The following is a 17,632-nucleotide window of genomic DNA, read 5'->3' as shown; positions in this document are numbered from 1 at the left end:
CATCATGAGTTCGCACACCGAGCGCCTCGACGGCCGCGACACCCGCTGGACCACGCACCGCGTCCAGCGGCGTCGTCAGTTGGTCGAATCGGCGATCAAGGCGATCCGCAAGCACGGTGCGACCGTGGGCATGGACGACATCGCAGCGACCGCCGGCACCTCCAAGACCGTCATCTACCGCCACCTGGGCGACCGGCTCGGGCTCTATCTCGCCGTCGTCGAAGCGGTCGACTCGCTGATCCTCAACGACTTCGACAAGGCCATCTCGACCGGTGTCGACCTCGACGATCCGGCGTCCCTGCGCAGCAGTGACCCGCATGCCGTGCTCGTCGCAGTGATCGACAGCTATCTCTCACTCGTCGAGAGCGACCCGGAGCTCTACCGCTTCGTGGTCCGGCGTCCGCTGGTCGATCTGGACGCCGACTCCGACCCCGTCGCCGGCCTGACCGACGCCATCGCGGGCCGCCTGTCAGAGATCTTCTCCGCCGCATTGATCGCGGCTGATCGCGACCCGGCCCCCGCCGCGACCTGGGGTCACGCCCTTGTCGGCTACGTGCGGGAAGCAGCTGACCGCTGGCTCGCCGACCCCGATCGTCCCCCTCGGGCGGACGTCGTCCAGCACCTCGCCGAATTCGCGTCCGTCGGACTTGCCGGCGTCCTCGGCTCCCCGCAAGACACCGCCCCCAAGTCTTCCCTCTGAGACTCCTCGAAATGAACGGAGCACTTTCATGAACGACCCGATCGCACTCGAACTGCGCAAGGCCCTCGACGGTCCGTGGCAGCAGGTCCGGCAGGACTTCCGCGACCAGATCGAACCCGACATGCTGCTCGGCACGCCCGGGGAATCCATTGAGGCTCAGCGTGATCGGGTGACCAGTCAGCTGGTTCGGTTGGCGTCGCTGGGCCATGGCCGGGTGGGCTTCCCGGAGGCGTACGGCGGCACCTACGACTACGGCGCATCGTGCGCACTGTTCGAGATGCAGGGTTACGGCGACCTGTCGTTGCTGGTGAAACTCGGCGTCCAGTTCGGCCTGTTCGGCGGCGCGGTGTCGCGCCTGGGCACCGAGCGCCACCACGACGAGGTGCTCACCGACATCATGGACGCAAAGATCCTCGGCTCGTTCGCGATGACCGAGATCGGCCACGGCTCCAACGTCCAGCGCCTGGAGACCACGATCACCTTCGACCCCGAGACGAACGAGCTCGTCGTCAACTCCCCCACCCCGAGTTCGGTCAAGACCTACATCGGCAACGCCGCCAAGGACGCCCGGATGGCTGTCGTCTTCGGTCAACTGCTCACTCCCGCAGACGCTCCGGCAAACAATGAGTTCGTCGGGCACGGCGTCCATGCCGTGCTGATGGACGTGCGTGACGAATCCGGCAAGGTCGTCGACGGCGTCACGATCGAGGACAACGGTGTCAAGGGCGGCCTACCCGGAGTCGACAACGGCACGTTCGCGTTCGACAACGTCCGCATCCCCCGCTCGGCGCTGCTCAACAAGTTCGCCGACATCGACGACGAGGGCAACTACCAGTCCGACATCGAGAACGAGAATGCCCGCTTCTTCACCACGATCGGCACCCTGGTTCGCGGACGCATCTGCGTGGGTGGCGGGGCCGCGAGCGCCGCGAAGAAGGGCTTGGCGATCGCGCTGCGGTACGGCGCACGACGCCGCCAGTTCGAGGCGCCAGGCCACGACCAGGAGATCGTCGTCCTGGACTACCTGGCCCACCAGCGCAAGCTGTTCCCGCGCCTGGCCAAGGCGTACGCGTTGAGCTTCGCGCAGAACGCGATCACCGAGTCGCTGCAGGAACTGCACGGTGACACCCGCGCCGACGGTGATGCGCCGGTGAAGGAAGAGATCCGCGAGCTGGAAACCCGCGCGGCCGGCCTCAAGGCGATCAGCACCTGGCACGCGGTCGACGCGCTGCAGGCGGCGCGCGAAGCCTGTGGTGGCGCCGGTTTCATCTCCGAGAACCAGCTCACCCAGGCCCGGGCCGACGTGGACGTCTTCGCGACCTTCGAGGGCGACAACACCGTCCTGCTGCAGTTGGTCGCCAAGGGTCTGCTGACCGAGTACAAGGAGATGTTCGGCGACCTCGCGATGGCCGAGCTCGCCGGTCTGGTCACCAAGCAGGTCGCCGAGGGCCTCGTCGAGCGCACCGCCGGCCGCGCCGGCATCCAGCGCCTGCGTGACATCGCCAAGGGTCGGGGTCACGAGTCCGCGATGGACGACTCCGGCTGGCACCTGTCGATGTTCGAGCAGCGCGCCGACCACGCGCTCGAGACCGTCGGCGAGCGGCTGCGCCGAGCGAACAAGGAGAACGGTTTCGAGCTGTTCAACGACGCCCAGGACCACGTGCTGTTCGCAGCCCGCGCGCACATCGACCGGTGCATCCTCGAGGACGCGCTGGAGTCGATGGAGCAGATGCCCGACGGCGAGGCGAAGGACCTCATGGCCCAGGTGCTCTCGCTCTACGCCCTGTCCTCGATCGAGGACGACAAGGCATGGTTCCTCGAGCACGGACGCCTCAACACCGTCCGATCGCGCGCGGTGACCTCCGCGGTCAACGACCTGTGCAAGGAGCTGCGTCCGCACGTGCACACCCTCGTCGACGGCATGGGCATTCCCGAAGAACTCATCACCGCCCCGATCGCCACCGGCGAGCAGACCACCAGCTACGCCTGAGCATTCGTCGATGACGGGGGACGGGACCGGACGGTCCCGTCCCCCGTTCCATACCCGTCGCCGAAACTGCTCGGCAGGAACCCGAGCCGCTCACTAGTGTGTTTCCATGACGGGGGACAGCGATCGCGCGATGCGCGAACTGGCAACGAACGCAAACCGATTCATGGAATGGGTCCACCAGAACGGAGCCGCCACCGAGTCGCGTACCGAGATCCGACGAATGCTGCAGCAGCGCCTCGGCGACGGCGCCGCGCAGTCGGTCGTCAGCCGCGATCTGCCGCTCATGGAGCAGGTCAATCTGCAGGTCGCGTTGGACGCATGGATGAAGCAGGACGGACGAACGGTCGACGTGCACGGCATCTTCGTGCCGAAGCACTACGGGTCGGCAGACCTCACCGGTCTCATCACCGGTACCGGTTCACCGGTTCAACTCGTGGCCCCGGCGATGACCGACCTGCCGGACGGCCCTTCGAGCACCCGTGCGTGTTTCACCCGGGCGTTGCTGCTCGTGAGCGACGCCGACGGCGATTACGCACTGTTCGTGACGACCGGTGAGCACGAGCCGGTGCTCGAACTGGAGATCGCGGGACTTCCGGTCGCGAAGGCGCAGGCCGTGTTCGCGTCCCTCGACGCCCTGCGCGACGAACTGAACGTCTACCGCGGACAGCTGGTACAGGCACACGCCCAGCCGATGGGCGGAATCCGGTTGGACTTCCTCGACCCGACACCGATGGACCGTGAGCAACTGATCCTCCCGGACGACATCCTGAGCCGGATCGAGGGTCAGGCTCTCGACGTGGCAGCACACAGCGCGGCGCTGCGCCGGGCCGGCCAACACCTCAAGCGCGGCATCCTGCTGTACGGCCCGCCCGGCACCGGCAAGACGCACACCGTCCGCTACCTGCTCGGCCGGCTGCCCCGGTACACGCGGTTGTTGCTGCAGGGTGCCGCACTGCACGGGATCGGCCCGGCGACGGAAATGGCCCGCAAACTCGCCCCGGCGGTCGTCGTCCTGGAGGACGTCGATCTGGTCGCGAGGGATCGCTCGTTCGGCTCTGGCGACAACCCGATCCTGTTCGAACTCCTCGACGCGATGGACGGCGCCGCCGCGGACAGCGACCTGATGTTCCTGCTCACGACCAACCGCGTGGAAGTTCTCGAAGAAGCGCTTGTCGCGCGTCCCGGACGTATCGATGTGGCGGTGCACATCGACCGCCCGGACGCGCAGGCCCGCGCCCAACTGTTCCGCCTGTATGCCGCGAACGCACCGCTGGAAGTGACGACGAAACTTGCGGACGAGGTCAGCGAAGCGACCGAGGGCGTCACCGCTTCTTTCCTGAAGGAGCTCGTTCGCCGCAGTGTTCTGACTGCAGCACAGCGGGATTCGTCCTTGCCGTCCGTCTCTGCCGACGACGTCCGATCCGCGCTGGCGGATCTGCTCGACTCCTCCCAGGGTGTCACCCGTGCGTTGCTCGGAGCCGGTGACGAGCACATCCGCGACTCCGACGGCGAGGTCCCGGAGGAGTACTTCCCCGGCATCCAGAACCTCGACGGTCGTGCACGGTTCGGTGGAGAGCCGGGCGGTGCAGGTTGGTTCGCCTACGCGCCCGACAGTGACTGCTGACTACACCCGTAGTAACGGATCCCGGTCGCAACAGCGGCCGGGATCCGTCATCGGCGCTGCCTGTCCGGTCGCAAGCCGACGAACGTCAGTGCAGCGCCGACGAGCACCCACCCGGCGCACCACCACATCGACGCGCGGTAGGCGTCCGCCACCTGGTGCGGGATGCGGAATCGTCCCCGGACAGTCCGACCAGGAGTGGCAGCGCCGCGATCGCGAGGAGCCCCGCGGTCCGCGAGACCGCGTTGTTGATGCCGGACGCGACCCCGGACCGGCTGTCGGGAACGGCGGCGAGCACCGTGCCGGTGAGTGGCGCGACCAGCATCGACAGTCCGAAGCCCTGCAGCAGGACGCCGGGAAGGATGTGGAGCAGAAAGTTCGGTCGGTCGGGGGCGAGGGCGAGCAGTGCGAGTCCGGCGGCGAGCACCAGGGCGCCGTCGACCATCGGCGTCCGAGCTCCGTGCCTGGTGGCGTACCCGCCGAACCAGGAGGCGAGGAACAGCATCACGACCGACACCGGAACGGTCGCGGCCCCGGCTTCGAGCGGCGTCCACCCGGCGGTCACCTGCAGGTAGACGGCGAGGAAGAACATGCTTCCCGCGAGCGCCGCGTAGACGAACAACGTGACGACGTTGATCACCGTGAACACCCGACTGGCGAACAACTGCGGCGGCGTCATCGGGTGGGACCCGTGCCGCTGCGCCACCACGAACGCGACCCCCGCGACCACACCCACCACCGCTGCGGCGGGAGCGCCCTGCCCCGGCCATGCCGTCAGCGCCCAGGTGATTCCGGCGAGCGCGATTGGTGCCAGCAGCAGACCGGCGACGTCGTACCGGCCCGCGGCTTCGGCGTCCCTGGATTCCGGAGCAGTACGTAGCAGCCAGTGCACGAGCGCCGCGATCGGCAGGTTGACCCAGAAGGCGATTCGCCAGTCGATCCCGACCAGCCAGCCACCGAGCACCGGACCGCCCGCGGTGGCGACGCCGAGCATCCCGGTCCAGGCGCCGATGGCCTTCATCCGATCGTCCGGATGGAAGCCGGCTTGCAGCAGCGCCAGACTCCCGGGCGTCAGAAGCGCTGCGGCCACGCCTTGGAGTACGCGCGCGGCAACCAGCAGTTCGATCGTCGGCGCAACAGCCACCAGGACGGACGCCAGCGCGAATCCGACTGTGCCCCAGCCGAAGACACGTTTGCGTCCGAGTCGGTCACCCAGCGACCCGCCGACCAGGATGAGCGAGGCGAGCGCCAGCGTGTAGCCGTTGACCACCCACTGCAGTCCGGCGAGTTCGGCGTCGAGCTCGGTGCCGATCCGCGGGAGCGCGACATTGGCGACCGTGCCGTCGAGGAACACGAGCCCGGAACCAGTCACCGCGGTCGCGAGCAGCCGTCGTCCGGCGGGATCGGTCAGGCGCAGCGAGGTGGACACCGAAGCACCGTAGACCGACCGTGCAGCGGCCGTTGGTGCGACCGCCTTCATCGACTACGGGTGTAGCGGACGGTCCTGGTGAAGCAGTGCGCGCAGGGCACACGCGCACAGGTAGATCCAGAGCGGGCAGCCGAACGCGAACTCCACCGGCACCATCCCGGCGTTCCGGACGCTCCCGCCCTGACCGTCTGCGTCCGCGCCGGACAACAGCATCACCGACGAACCGATGATGAGAGCGGGCGCAGCAAGGAGCGCGTACCATTGGACCGGCAGGCTCGGGCGTCGCCGACCGGCGCGTCCATTCAGCGGAGGGATCGACATGCCCCACGGCGACATCACGCACATCGACATCCCGGTGGCCGACACGAAGAAGGCCTCGGAGTTCTACGGCAACCTCTTCGGCTGGCAGATCGCGGAAGTGCCCGGCTACGAGGGCTACCCGATGTGGCAGGCACCCAACAAGATCAGCGGCGGCGGCCTCGCGCCTCGCAGTGACGGTTTCACCCAGCCGCGCTCGTACGTCGAGGTCGACTCGATCGAGCAGACCCTCGCGAAGGTGAAGGAGACCGGCGGCGAGGTCGTGATGGAGAAGAACCCCATCTCCGAGACGAGTTGGTGGGCGATCTTCCGTGACCCCGACGGCAACGATGTCGGACTCTACGAGGGTGTCACCGACGCCGGCAGCTGAGTGCCTGTCACGTCGGGCGGTCCACCCAACGTGTGCCGGCCGGTTGCAATATGCCTGCGCCCGAGGTGATCTCGGCGACCGCGGGAGCCAGGTCGTCGAGGTCTCCGGCCAGGTGCAGCAACGCCCGGTCGAGGTAGTCGACGCCGAGCACACCGACGCCCCGGGCCCGCAGATCCGACTCGACCTTGCCGGCGTCCGCATGGGAGACCGACAGGTCGAAAAGGTCGTCCTGAGCCCGCCGGACGAGCGGTGCACCGTCGAGCGCCGCCGCGACCGCATCGCCGTACGCGCGGACGAGACCGCCGGCTCCGAGCAGCGTGCCGCCGAACCATCGGACGACAACCGCTGCGACGTCGCTGAGTTCGCGTCCACGCAGCACGTCGAGCATCGGGCCACCCGCAGTACCGGCAGGCTCGCCGTCGTCGTTCGACCGCTCGATCGAGGGTGTCGGCCCGAGGATGAATGCGCTGCAGTGATGTCGGGCGTCGTGGTGCTGCTTGCGCAGGTCGGCCACCAATGCGCGGGCGGCGTCCTCGTCGCCCACCCGGCGGACCACCGCGAGGAAGCGGGAGCGCTTGATCTCGATCGCGGCTACCCGGTCGGTGCGCGAGGAGAGAGTCAGGTAGCTGCTCACTGGCCCGACGGAGTCGGAACGGGATGCACCTTGGGGCGCATCAGCTTGCCTCCCGCACCCGGCCTGTGGCGCAGGTGGCTCATCCAGAACAAGACCGCGACGATCTCCAGAGCGAGCGCCATGAGGGCCATCTGCGCGAACGAGCCCGTGACATGTGGTGCGACGAACCCCGCCATGGAGCCGTTCAGCACCAGGGTGAAGAAAGTGAACAGGGACACCGTCGCCCCGCGGCTGCCGGGAAACATGTCGAGCAGGGTCAGTTGCAGTGCCGGGTAGGACGCGCCGGTTCCCACTGCGATCAGGGCCGGGCCGATGACCGCGTAGGGCAGACCCTGGGTCGCCGGGATGACCGCGAACGCCAGGTTCACGAGTGCGCCGAACAACGCGAATGCCATTGCGGCACTGACCAATCGGTTGATCGTGACGTGGCCACTCGTTCGCGAACTGATCCACGAACCGAGCACGACCCCTGAGATCATCGGCACGAAGAACATCCAGAAGTCCTGCTCGCCCTTGCCGAGCAGGTCCATCACGAAGATCGGCGCGGCGCCGATGTAGAGGAACTGGCCGGCGAAGCTCAGCGATGCGGCCCAGGACACCCGGTGAAAGGCAGGCGAACGTCCGGCTTCCACCAGGCCGCCGAAGATCGCCGAGGGGGTGAACGCCGTCCGCCGCTCACGCGGGTGCGACTCCGGCAGTACGAAGATCACCAACGCCATCAGCACGACAGCGACGCCCACCAGGAAGTAGAAGATCGCGCGCCACGACCCCATCGTCAGCAACCAGCCACCCACGATCGGCGCGACGGCCGGGGCCACACCGAAGATCATCGTGACTCGGCTCATCAGCCGCTGCGCCTCGGCGCCCTCGAACATGTCGCGGATCACGGCACGAGAGACGATCACTCCCCCACCGGCCGAAAGCCCTTGCAACACACGGAAACCGAGCAGCATCGGCAAGCTGGTCGAGAGGGCACAACCGACCGACGCGACGGCGTACATCGACAGGCCGGCGAGCATGACCGGGCGGCGACCGACCGCGTCCGAGATGGGACCGTGGAAGGGACTCATCAATGCGAAAGCGAGCATGTAGGCGGTCACGACCAACTGCATGTCGTCGGTGCTGACGGAGAACTCGCGGCCCCATCCTGCTGAACGCCGGGAAAGGAGTGTCGATCGAGAACGGGCCGAGCATCGACAACGCCGCCAACACGACCAGCAGCAACCAGATGCTGCTCTTCGTCGCCCGCTCCACGTCCACTCCCCTGCTGGTTCGAAAAGGCGAAGGCCCCGGACGGAGCCGGGGCCTTCTGCACGTGGTGCCAGGTGAAGGATTCGAACCTTCGTAGCTTTCGCGACGGATTTACAGTCCGCTCCCATTGGCCGCTCGGGCAACCTGGCGTAGTGCGCGTGTAAGGGTAGCAATCCGCCCGCGTCCGAGCCAATCGGATCCGGACGTCGTGGTGAGCAGTTGGTGGCCACCGCCTGAGTCGGTGGCCATCGGCGCAGTTCCAACTCCGCACTCAGCCACCAACCCGTCCAGGTCAGTGACGGGAGAGATCCGCATCTTCCGGCTTCACCTTGGGTGCCTTGGTGGCCAGCTTGTGCCCCCACCAGAGAGCCAGGAACAACGGCAGGCCCAGGTAGGAGGACAGCAGTCCCTTCATGTCGGGCGTCGAGGTCAGCCAGGCCTCGTAGTTCTGACCGATGATGACGAGCACACACATGCCGAGGGCGAGCACCGGGCCGAGCGGGAACCACAGCGCCTTGAACGGCAGGTCGTTCACGTCGCCACCCTGGGCCACGTACGCACGGCGGAACTTGTAGTGGCTCCAGGCGATTCCGCACCAGGTGATGAAGCCCGCGAGTCCGGACGCGTTCACCAGCCAGGTGTAGGCGACGCCGTCACCGGCGAGACTGGTGATGAAACAGAGTCCACCGATCGCCGTGGTCGCGAGCAGAGCCGGCATCGGGATGCCCCGCTTGTTGAGCCGACCGAAGATTGCCGGTGCTTTGCCGTCGCGCGCCAGGCCGAACAGCATGCGGCTGGAGACGTAGAGACCGGAGTTACCGGCGGACAGGATCGCGGTGAGGATTACCGCGTTCATCACGGCGGCCGCGAACGCAATGCCGGCCTGGTCGAAGACGAGCGTGAACGGGGCGATGGTGATGTCCTCGTTCTCCGACGCCGACAGCAGTCGCTTGTCGGTGTAGGGAATGAGGAAGCCGATGATCGCGATCGCACCGATGTAGAACAGCAGGATCCGCCAGAACACCGCGCGGATCGCCTTCGGGATCGTCTTCTCGGGGTTCTCCGCCTCACCGGAGGCGACAGCCACCATCTCGGTGCCCTGGAACGAGAAGCCGGCGATCATGAAGATCGCGAGGATGCCGCCGATACCGCCGACGAAAGGCGCCTCACCACGCGTCCAGTTGGAGAATCCGGGCGAGTCGCCACCCATGACACCGAGGATCATCAGCAGGCCGATACCGAGGAACACGATCACAGTGATGACCTTGATCGCGGAGAAGATGAACTCGCTCTCGCCGAACGCCTTCACGTGAAAAGCGTTGAGTCCGAACAGAATCGCCAAGAAGACGGCCGACCACACCCACGAGGGCACGTCCGGCAGCCAGTACTTCATCACCAGTGCGGCGGCGACGAGTTCGGCCGCGACGGTGATCGCCCAGTTGAACCAGTAGTTCCAGCCCTGCGCGAAGCCGAAGGACGGCGAGACGAAGCGGGTGCCGTACGCTTGGAACGAGTCGGCCACCGGCAGGAAGGTCGACATCTCCCCCAGACTCTGCATCAGCATGAAGACCATGAGTCCGATGAGGGCGTACGCCAGCAGCGCGCCACCCGGGCCGGCTTCGCTGATCGTGCCACCGGACGCGAGAAACAGACCGGTGCCGATCGCACCGCCGATGGCGATCATGTTCAGGTGACGCGCCTTGAGTCCGCGATGCAGGTCGTCGGTGTGACCGTGCTTGCTTTCCTGCTCGTTGACGGCCGTGGTCTTGTCTGACAAGAGCGGAGCCTCTCGGTTGTGGTGGCCCGCAGCACGGTATCGGATCGAGGCGGCCGACGGGCCTGCACGACCACCAGGCGTCCGCGTACGCTCGGTGCCGATCACGACTGCCCCGACCCGAAGGAGCCCGCCATGGCCGACTCATCGTTCGACATCGTCAGCAAGGTCGACAAGCAGGAGGTCAGCAACGCTCTGACCCAGGCCGCCAAGGAGATCTCGACGCGGTACGACTTCAAGAACGTCGACGCCAAACTCGAGTGGTCGGGCGAGAAGATCCTGATCGAGGCGAACGCGACCGAGCGCTGCCTGGCCGTGCTCGACGTGTTTCAGACCAAGCTGGTCAAGCGGGGCGTGTCACTGAAGTCGATCGAGCTCAGCAACGACGGCGAGCCGAAGCTGTTCGGCAAGATCTACCGACTCGAGGGCACTCTCAAGGAGGGCCTGTCGCAGGAGAACGCGAAGAAGATCAGCAAGATCATCCGTGACGAAGGCCCGAAGTCGGTCAAGGCACGCATCGAGGGCGACGAACTCAAGGTCAGCAGCAAGTCACGCGATGACCTGCAGGAAGTGCAGCGCCTGCTCAAGGCGTCCGACCTGGACGTCGCGCTGCAATACACGAACTACCGCTGACTCAGCGAGGAGACAGTTGCTCCGCGAGAAGGGAAAGTCTCCTTCTCGCGGAGCAAAACCCTCCTTGTTTCTGCGCTGACTTCGGTCAGGACGAACTGACCATCCGCAGTGCGATGTCGGCGAAATGGTCGGCGATGCGCTCCGGCGTCCACCGCGCGTCCGCCTCGTACCAACGCGCGACGTCCACGCACATCCCGCTGATCGCGTTGGCGGTCATACCCACCTGGTCGATGCTGAACACACCGGCGTCGACTCCGTCCTGGACGGTGCGGCGCAGACTGTGCTGGATGCGTCCGCGCAGACGCTCGATGACCTCGCGGTGCTCGGGCGTGAGTGCTTCGAGTTCGTAGTTCACGACGCGGGCCGTCTCGTGATCGATCGCGTGGGTGAGGACGAGTTCGTGGACGATCGCGCGCAGCCGCGTCCGGGCGTCGCCGTCGGCACCCGCTGCCGCCTCCACACGATCGGTGATCCGTTCGTGCCCGGCCCGACTGATCTCGAACAGCATCGCCTCTTTGCTGCGGTGGTGTACGTAGACGCCGGCCGGCGACAAGCCGGCGGCGGACGCGATGTCACGCGTTGTCGTCCCGTGAAATCCCTTGCGGGCAAAAGAGATCCGAGCAGCATCGAGTAACCGGTCACGCGTTGTCGTCGTGTCGACAGTCATCCGCTGCAGCTCCTTGTCGCCGGCCAAACCCTACGCGCTCGCCGCACAGGGTGCGCCCCACTCATTGACGAGGATTCACCGGAATGAGACGCTAAGCAAGCGCTTAGTCAGCGCTCCCGAGCCGCCTGTGTATAAGGAAGTACGCCATGCCCCGCAACGTCTACACCGAGGACCACGAGGCCTTCCGCGCCTCCGTCCGCGAATTCGTCGACCGCACCCTAAAGCCGCGTGCCGAGGAGATGCTCGAGCAGAAGGTGATTCCACGGGACATCTGGAAGGAAGCCGGCCGCCAGGGCCTGCTCGGCCTCGACATCCCCGAGGAGTTCGGCGGGGCCGGCGCGGACGACTACCGATTCAATGCGGTCGCCGCCGAGGAGATCGCCGCCTTCAATGCCGCCGTCTCCAGCTGCTTCGGCATCCACTCCGATGTCTGCCCGCCCTACCTGGTCGACCTGGGCACGCAGGAGCAGAAGCAGAAGTGGTTGCCGGCAATGGCTGCCGGCGACCTGATCTGCGCGATCGGCATGACCGAGCCCTCCGGCGGTTCCGACCTCGCCGCACTGAAGACCACCGGTGTTCGCGACGGCGACGACTGGATCATCAACGGCTCCAAGACCTTCATCACCAACGGCCACCAGTGCGACATCGCGATCGTCGCCGTCCGCACCGACCCGAGCAGGGGTTCGAAGGGCATCACGCTGTTCATGCTCGAGGCCGACATGCCCGGCTTCACCAAGGGCAACAAGCTGGACAAGGTCGGCCAGGTCGAGTCCGACACGTCCGAGCTGTTCTTCGAGAACGTCCGCGTGCCCGACGCCAACCGCATCGGCGAGGAGGGCATGGGCTTCATCTCGATGATGCAGCGCCTGCCGCAGGAACGCGTCGGAGCTGCCGTGTCGAACACCGCGCACGCCAAGCAGATTCTGCTGGAGACGATCGAGTACACCAAGGAGCGCAAGGCGTTCGGACAGTCGATCGGTTCCTTCCAGCACAACAAGTTCAAGATCGCCGAGCTGGTCACCCAGATCGAGGTCACCGAGGCGTACGTCGACGACTGCATCGCAGCCCATGCGGAGGGCAAGCTGACCCCGATCGACGCGGCGAAGGCCAAGTGGTTCTCCGCCGAGGTGCAGAACAAGGTGCTGGACGAGTGCGTCCAGTTGCACGGTGGATACGGCTTCATGAACGAGTACCGCGTGGCGCGCGCCTGGCGCGATGCGCGCGTCACGAAGATCTGGGCCGGCTCGAACGAGATCATGAAGGAGCTCATCGGGCGCGACCTCGGCCTCTGAGCGCCAGCCGGAGCGGAGCGTGACCCAAGATGCTGGACAGCGTCTCTAAGGAGCGAGCCCACCATGACGAAGGTGGCCACCCGATGGGGTGGCCACCTTCGTTTGCTACCACCGAGCAAACGCGGACCGGCACACCCGCAGTGGTCGAATAGCGATGAATTTCGTTGCACCTTCGATCACCGCGACACGAACCGCACCGACGGCACCTGCCGTCGCTGAACACGCACCGCGAATCCCGCGGGCGCGGCCCATGCGCAACAGCCGAATTCATCCACGCACGACCAACCGCAGCCGGATCGCGAGCCAACCCGCCGCCGGGACGGCGCGAACGTAGCCGGTGAACTCGATCGTCGGCACCCAACCCACCTTTCGTCTTTGTCACGCCCCGATGAGAGACACTGATCACATGTTTTCGGCTCCACCCAGGAGCGCATCCGACGAAGGGAACAGCAGTGACTGAAGCACGCACCGCGATCGTGACCGGAGCAGCCCGAGGAATCGGCGCAGCCGTGGCCGAGCGCCTGGCCTCGGACGGCTTCAAGGTCGCCGTGGTCGACCTCGACGAGGCCGCCTGCCAGAACGTCGTCGACAAGATCAAGGAATCGGGCGGCGAGGCCCTCGCCGTCGGTTGCGATGTCTCGAACGAGGAGGCCGTCAACGCCGCCGTCGAGCGCATCGCGTCCGAACTCGGTGCGCCGACCGGGCTGATCAACAACGCCGGCGTGCTGCGCGACAACCTGCTGTTCAAGATGAGCGCGGACGACTGGGACACCGTCATGAACGTGCACCTTCGCGGCAGCTTCCTGATGACCCGCGCGACCCAGAAGTACATGACCGAGGCGAAGTTCGGACGCGTGGTGAACCTCTCGTCGACCTCGGCACTGGGCAACCGCGGCCAGGCCAACTACGCCGCGGCCAAGGCCGGTCTGCAGGGCTTCACCAAGACCCTCGCGATCGAACTCGGCAAGTTCGGCATCACCGCCAACGCCATCGCCCCGGGATTCATCGTGACCGACATGACCGCGGCCACGGCCGAGCGCGTCGGCATGGACTTCGATGAGTTCCAGAAGGCCGCGGCCACCCAGATCCCGGTGGCGCGCGTGGGCCGTCCGGACGACATCGCTGCTGCGGCGTCGTTCTTCTGCCGTGAGGACGCGGGCTTCGTCAGCGGCCAGGTGCTGTACGTCGCCGGTGGACCGAAGGACTGAATCATGCGTGTTTTCAACGGAATCGAAGACCTCCAGGCCGCTGTGGGCGAACACCTCGGCTACAGCGAGTGGCATGAAGTCACCCAAGACGCGGTCAACCAGTTCGCTGAGGCCACCGGTGACCACCAGTGGATCCACGTCGACGTCGAGAAGGCGAAGTCGGGACCGTTCGGTGGCACCATCGTCCACGGGTACATGACGCTGTCGCTGTTGCCGATGCTCTCGTGGGAGGTCTACACGGTCGAAGGCGTGGAGATGGGCGTCAACTACGGCTCGAACAAGGTGCGCTTCCCCAACCCCGTTCCGGTGGGTTCGAAGGTGCGCGGCGGCTTCGAGATCGTGTCGGTCGAACCGTCGCCCCTGGGCTTCACCGTGACGACCAAGTGCGTCATCGAGATCGAGGGCCAGGACAAGCCGGCCTGCGTCGCGGAGACGCTGTCGGTGATCGTTCCCTGACGTTCGCCGAACACGACGGCGGTCCCGCTTCGGCGGGGCCGCCGTCCGTCCTTCAGGCGAGCAGCGTCTGCTGCGCCAGCGAGCGCATCTCCCCGGCGATCCGCCGGGTGAACGGCTCCCCCGGCTGCCAGTGAGCCATCGCGCAGTAGTGCACGGTGCGTCCGTTCGAGGTGATCGAGCCGAGGTCCACCCGCACTCCGTCGTCCGAACCCGTCTTGTTCAGCAGACCGGGTTCGTCGTCGATGTGGGCGAGCGGATCGAGCGCGAGCACACCGGCCGACAGACTGAGGTCGACGTTCAGCTTCATCCAGTCACGCACCCTCGCCGACACCACACCGTGGTGCACCAACCCCATGAACCGGATCAGCGACGCAGCCGAGCCGAGGGCGAAGGTCGGCGCCGTGTCCGGCCCACGCTCGTCACGGATGAAGTCGAGCAGTTCGTACGGGGTGACGTCGAGGCCGGTGGCGAACTCACGCACCCGGTCGAGCCCCGCCCGCTCCAGCAGCACGTTCGTGGCGAGGTTGTCGCTGACCACCGCGACCAGTCGGCAACAGTCCAGTACCGACAGGGCGGCAGCATCGAGGTGCTGCCACAAGCCCGAGTCCTGCACTCGCAGTACGGATTCCTTGGCGAGCAGTTCAGCCCCGTCCAACCGCTCGGCATCCAGTTCGGCGGCGACGTGCGCGAGCAGCAGCAGCTTGCCGACGGACGCGATCGGACGCACCGCATCCACGTCACCGACGCGGTGCAGTTCGCGACCGTCCGTGTCGACGACGAGCAGCGTGTGTTCGGTCCTCGACGTCATCGACCGAACCGCTGCAGCGAGGCGAGTGCCTCGTCGAGTTCGGCGGTGCCGTCGACGATGGCTCGTCGGACGTTTGCAGTCATGCGCCCGGATCGCAACGCTTCCTGCGCGGCGTCCGACGTCGCCTGCTCGGTGACCCCGACCGGGAAAGCGGCAGCCGCGATCTTCTGCGAGGCGAACTCGCCGAGGCGGTCGGCCAACTTCGGCAGCACGCGGAAGTAGCGCTCGACGTGAGGACGAACCAGTTCTGACGACGGCGCGACGAAGATGGTCTCTGCGATCGCGAGTGCCTCGTAGTTCGACAATGAGGCGTTGGACTCCAACTGGGTCCATGCCCATTCCTTCGCCTCGGGAGTCGGGCGAACAGCCTTGGCCCGCAACGCATTCTGTTCGCCGGCCATCGTGCGGTCTTGCGCCGCGAACGCGTCGATCGCCGCATCGTCCGCATGGCCGAGTTGGGCGAGACGGGTCAGTGCGGTCCACCTCACGTCCAGGTCGCCCGCGAGTGCGTCGGGTAGGTCCTCTGCAGCCACCCACCGGCGCAGCATACCCTCGTCACTCGAGGTCGCTGCCAGCAGACGACCAGGAGTGACCGCGCGCTCCGCGTCGGCCGCATCCAGCGCGACGGTCGCTGCAACCGCGATGCGCTCGGTCGCCTCCTGCCTCTCTGCGTCCGGCAGGAAGTATCCGAGCCTGCGCCGCACGAGACGAGCCGTCCAGTGCCGCAACGACTCGTTCTCCTCGGTCGGGAACGACGCCTCGAACACCGCCAGCACGGTTTGTGGGTCGACGGTGGACAGGGCCATGCCGTTGAGCAGGCCGGCCCAGACGACCTGCCTCACCTGCGGGTCTTCGACCTTCGGCAGTTCGTCCGGCATCGCGGCCAGGGTGTTGTCGTCGAACACCGGGATCGTCCAGGTGAGGTCGGAGGCGTTCGGCACCAACAGCTTCGGACGCTCCAGCCCGGTCAACGGCGTCTGCTCTCCTGACGTGGCACCGAGGGTGAAAACCGGTGTGCGCCATACCTCCTTACCGCCGCAGAAGCCTGCGATGTCGAGCATGTGCGGTCGGTCCGCCGGGTGCGCTTCGGGCGTCGTACGTACCGCCTCCACCACACCGATCGGGTCACCGTCGACCACGACGGCGATCTCGTCCGTGCCGGCGGTCTCGAGCCAACCCTTGGACCACGCGTCCAGATCGACATCGGTGTGCGCGCTGATCGCGTCCAGGAAGTCGGCAAGCGTCGCGTTGCCGTAGGAGTGATCACGCAGGTAGTCGCGCACTCCCCCGACGAATGCGTCGTCACCGACATACAGCGCGAGCTGACGCAATGCAGAGCACCCCTTCGCGTAGGAGATGCCGTCGAAATTGGTGAGCGCGGAGTCGGTGTCGTCGGCAGCGTTGCCGGCGATGGGATGGGTGGACGGCGCACGGTCGGCGGCGTAGCCCCAGTTCTTGCGACTGATCCCAAAATCGACCCAGGCGTCGTCGAATTCCGTTGCCGCGGAGCATGCTCGGTGCGCCATGTACTCGGCGAACGATTCGTTGAGCCACAGATCGTCCCACCACTTCATGCTCACCAGGTCGCCGAACCACATGTGTGCCATCTCGTGCAGGATCGTGTTGCTGCGTTGCATGATCTCGGCGCGACCGACAGAACCGCGGAAGATGTACTGGTCGCGGAAGGTCACGCAGCCGGGGTTCTCCATCGCGCCGGCATTGAACTCGGGCACGAAGAATTGGTGGTACTCGCCCCACGGGTAGTCGATGCCGAAGAGGTCCTCGAAGTAGTCCAGCCCCTGCTTGGTCACATCCAGCATCTGCGGGGCATGACGACGCAGGTCCTGCCCGAGCGAGGCTCGGGCGTGCAACGCGAGCGGAATGCCGCGGTGCTCATCACGCACCGTCTCGTAGGGTCCGGCGCAGATCGTGAAGAAGTACGTCGCCAGAGGCTTGGACGTCTCGAACTCCCAGCGACCAGGGGATGTCTGCTTCGCGGCGCTGTTACCGGCGACCACCCAGTCCTGCGGCGCGGTGACCGTCAGGTCGTAGCCGGCCTTCAGGTCGGGTTGGTCGAAGCAGGGAAAGATCTGCGGTGCCGCGTCCAGGAACGACATCCCGTACACGTACGCCTTCTCGTCCGCCGGGTCGACCGCACGATGCAGACCCTGACCATCGCGGGTATAGGCCATGCGAGCGGTGACCGAGAGTTCGTTGGCCTGCTGCAGCTGGGAGAGGGTGAGCCGGCCGTCCGAGATCGCGGATGGGTGAATATCGTTGCCGTTCAGCGTGATCGACTCGACCGACACTGCCTTGAGATCGATGAACGTGGACGCGCCTGGTTCGCTGCATGAGAAGCGGACGACGGTGCGAGACCCGAACTCGGTGTCACCGAGCGTGAGGTCGAGGTCAACGGTGTAGGAGATGCCGGCGATCAGCCGGGCGCGTTCGACCGCTTCGGTCTGCAACAGGATGGCCATA

Annotated in this window: 16 protein-coding genes and 1 tRNA gene; 8 read left to right on the top strand and 9 right to left on the bottom strand. The window is 66.4% G+C overall.

Annotation, left to right across the window (positions count from 1 at the left end; all coding sequences use genetic code 11):
• The first annotated feature begins 4 nt into the window (after positions 1-4).
• The 3 genes from MF407_RS02310 (at position 5) to MF407_RS02300 (ending at position 4,314) form a co-directional block, all read left to right on the top strand.
• Positions 5-700, top strand: a complete 696-nt coding sequence (locus tag MF407_RS02310; RefSeq protein ID WP_239701132.1) for a TetR/AcrR family transcriptional regulator — start codon at positions 5-7, stop codon at positions 698-700.
• 28 nt (positions 701-728) lie between these two features.
• A complete protein-coding gene (locus tag MF407_RS02305) occupies positions 729-2,690 on the top strand; it encodes an acyl-CoA dehydrogenase (protein ID WP_239701130.1) in 1,962 nt (653 codons plus the stop codon).
• A 106-nt stretch (positions 2,691-2,796) separates the two neighbouring features.
• Entirely contained in the window at positions 2,797-4,314 is a 1,518-nt protein-coding gene (locus tag MF407_RS02300) for an AAA family ATPase (RefSeq protein WP_239701128.1), read from the top strand.
• A gap of 85 nt (positions 4,315-4,399) precedes the next feature.
• On the opposite strand, the gene MF407_RS02295 is transcribed toward MF407_RS02300, so the two are convergent.
• On the bottom strand, positions 4,400-5,740 hold the full coding sequence (locus tag MF407_RS02295) for an MFS transporter (protein WP_239701125.1): 1,341 nt from the start codon (positions 5,738-5,740) through the stop codon (positions 4,400-4,402).
• A 54-nt stretch (positions 5,741-5,794) separates the two neighbouring features.
• Positions 5,795-6,061 (bottom strand): hypothetical protein, encoded by a 267-nt coding sequence (locus tag MF407_RS02290; RefSeq protein ID WP_239701123.1) that lies wholly within the window; start codon positions 6,059-6,061, stop codon positions 5,795-5,797.
• Here MF407_RS02290 and MF407_RS02285 point away from each other — a divergent pair.
• The gene (locus MF407_RS02285; RefSeq protein ID WP_239701122.1) at positions 6,060-6,428 is read left to right on the top strand and encodes a VOC family protein; all 369 of its coding nucleotides are present in this window, start codon (positions 6,060-6,062) and stop codon (positions 6,426-6,428) included. The two genes, MF407_RS02290 and MF407_RS02285, sit on opposite strands and share 2 nt — an antisense overlap.
• A 7-nt stretch (positions 6,429-6,435) precedes the next feature.
• On the opposite strand, the gene MF407_RS02280 is transcribed toward MF407_RS02285, so the two are convergent.
• From MF407_RS02280 to MF407_RS02265, 4 genes are all read right to left on the bottom strand, one after another.
• Complete coding sequence (locus MF407_RS02280; protein ID WP_205744661.1) at positions 6,436-7,062, bottom strand: YigZ family protein; 627 nt, start codon at positions 7,060-7,062, stop codon at positions 6,436-6,438.
• The gene (locus MF407_RS02275) at positions 7,059-8,174 is read right to left on the bottom strand and encodes a multidrug effflux MFS transporter (protein WP_239701121.1); all 1,116 of its coding nucleotides are present in this window, start codon (positions 8,172-8,174) and stop codon (positions 7,059-7,061) included. Before MF407_RS02275 ends, MF407_RS02280 begins: the two co-directional genes overlap by 4 nt.
• Positions 8,175-8,378: 204 nt before the next feature.
• Positions 8,379-8,462 (bottom strand) — tRNA-Tyr (locus tag MF407_RS02270).
• 143 nt (positions 8,463-8,605) lie between these two features.
• Positions 8,606-10,090, bottom strand: a complete 1,485-nt coding sequence (locus MF407_RS02265) for an amino acid permease (protein ID WP_275578163.1) — start codon at positions 10,088-10,090, stop codon at positions 8,606-8,608.
• A gap of 132 nt (positions 10,091-10,222) precedes the next feature.
• On the opposite strand from MF407_RS02265, the gene MF407_RS02260 reads away from it, so the two are divergent.
• The gene (locus MF407_RS02260; RefSeq protein ID WP_129624555.1) at positions 10,223-10,720 is read left to right on the top strand and encodes a YajQ family cyclic di-GMP-binding protein; all 498 of its coding nucleotides are present in this window, start codon (positions 10,223-10,225) and stop codon (positions 10,718-10,720) included.
• Between the two features lie 85 nt (positions 10,721-10,805).
• Here the strand turns inward: MF407_RS02260 and MF407_RS02255 are convergent, their stop codons facing one another.
• A complete protein-coding gene (locus tag MF407_RS02255; RefSeq protein ID WP_129624556.1) occupies positions 10,806-11,387 on the bottom strand; it encodes a TetR/AcrR family transcriptional regulator in 582 nt (193 codons plus the stop codon).
• Positions 11,388-11,533: 146 nt separating this feature from the next.
• Between MF407_RS02255 and MF407_RS02250 the strand changes: the two genes are divergently transcribed.
• The 3 genes from MF407_RS02250 to MF407_RS02240 all read left to right on the top strand — a co-directional run bounded on the left by MF407_RS02250 (position 11,534) and on the right by MF407_RS02240 (position 14,343).
• Positions 11,534-12,679, top strand: coding sequence for an acyl-CoA dehydrogenase family protein (locus MF407_RS02250; protein ID WP_129624557.1), 1,146 nt, complete (start codon positions 11,534-11,536; stop codon positions 12,677-12,679).
• A 452-nt stretch (positions 12,680-13,131) separates the two neighbouring features.
• Positions 13,132-13,887, top strand: coding sequence for a 3-oxoacyl-ACP reductase FabG (fabG, locus tag MF407_RS02245; protein WP_211345217.1), 756 nt, complete (start codon positions 13,132-13,134; stop codon positions 13,885-13,887).
• A gap of 3 nt (positions 13,888-13,890) precedes the next feature.
• A complete protein-coding gene (locus tag MF407_RS02240) occupies positions 13,891-14,343 on the top strand; it encodes a MaoC family dehydratase (protein WP_239701120.1) in 453 nt (150 codons plus the stop codon).
• 52 nt (positions 14,344-14,395) lie between these two features.
• Here MF407_RS02240 and MF407_RS02235 read toward each other — a convergent pair whose 3' ends face one another.
• Positions 14,396-15,151 carry a serine hydrolase gene (locus tag MF407_RS02235; protein ID WP_239701119.1) on the bottom strand — a complete coding sequence of 252 codons (756 nt, stop codon included), beginning with the start codon at positions 15,149-15,151 and terminating at the stop codon, positions 14,396-14,398.
• The gene (gene pepN / locus MF407_RS02230; protein WP_239701116.1) at positions 15,148-17,631 is read right to left on the bottom strand and encodes an aminopeptidase N; all 2,484 of its coding nucleotides are present in this window, start codon (positions 17,629-17,631) and stop codon (positions 15,148-15,150) included. Before pepN ends, MF407_RS02235 begins: the two co-directional genes overlap by 4 nt.
• Between the last annotated feature and the right edge of the window lies 1 nt (position 17,632).

The organism is Yimella sp. NH-Cas1, assembly GCF_022359705.1.
GTDB lineage: Bacteria > Actinomycetota > Actinomycetes > Actinomycetales > Dermatophilaceae > Yimella > Yimella lutea.
The sequence above is the reverse complement of the archived record's forward strand: the minus strand, read 5'-3'. Positions and strand labels throughout refer to the sequence as shown.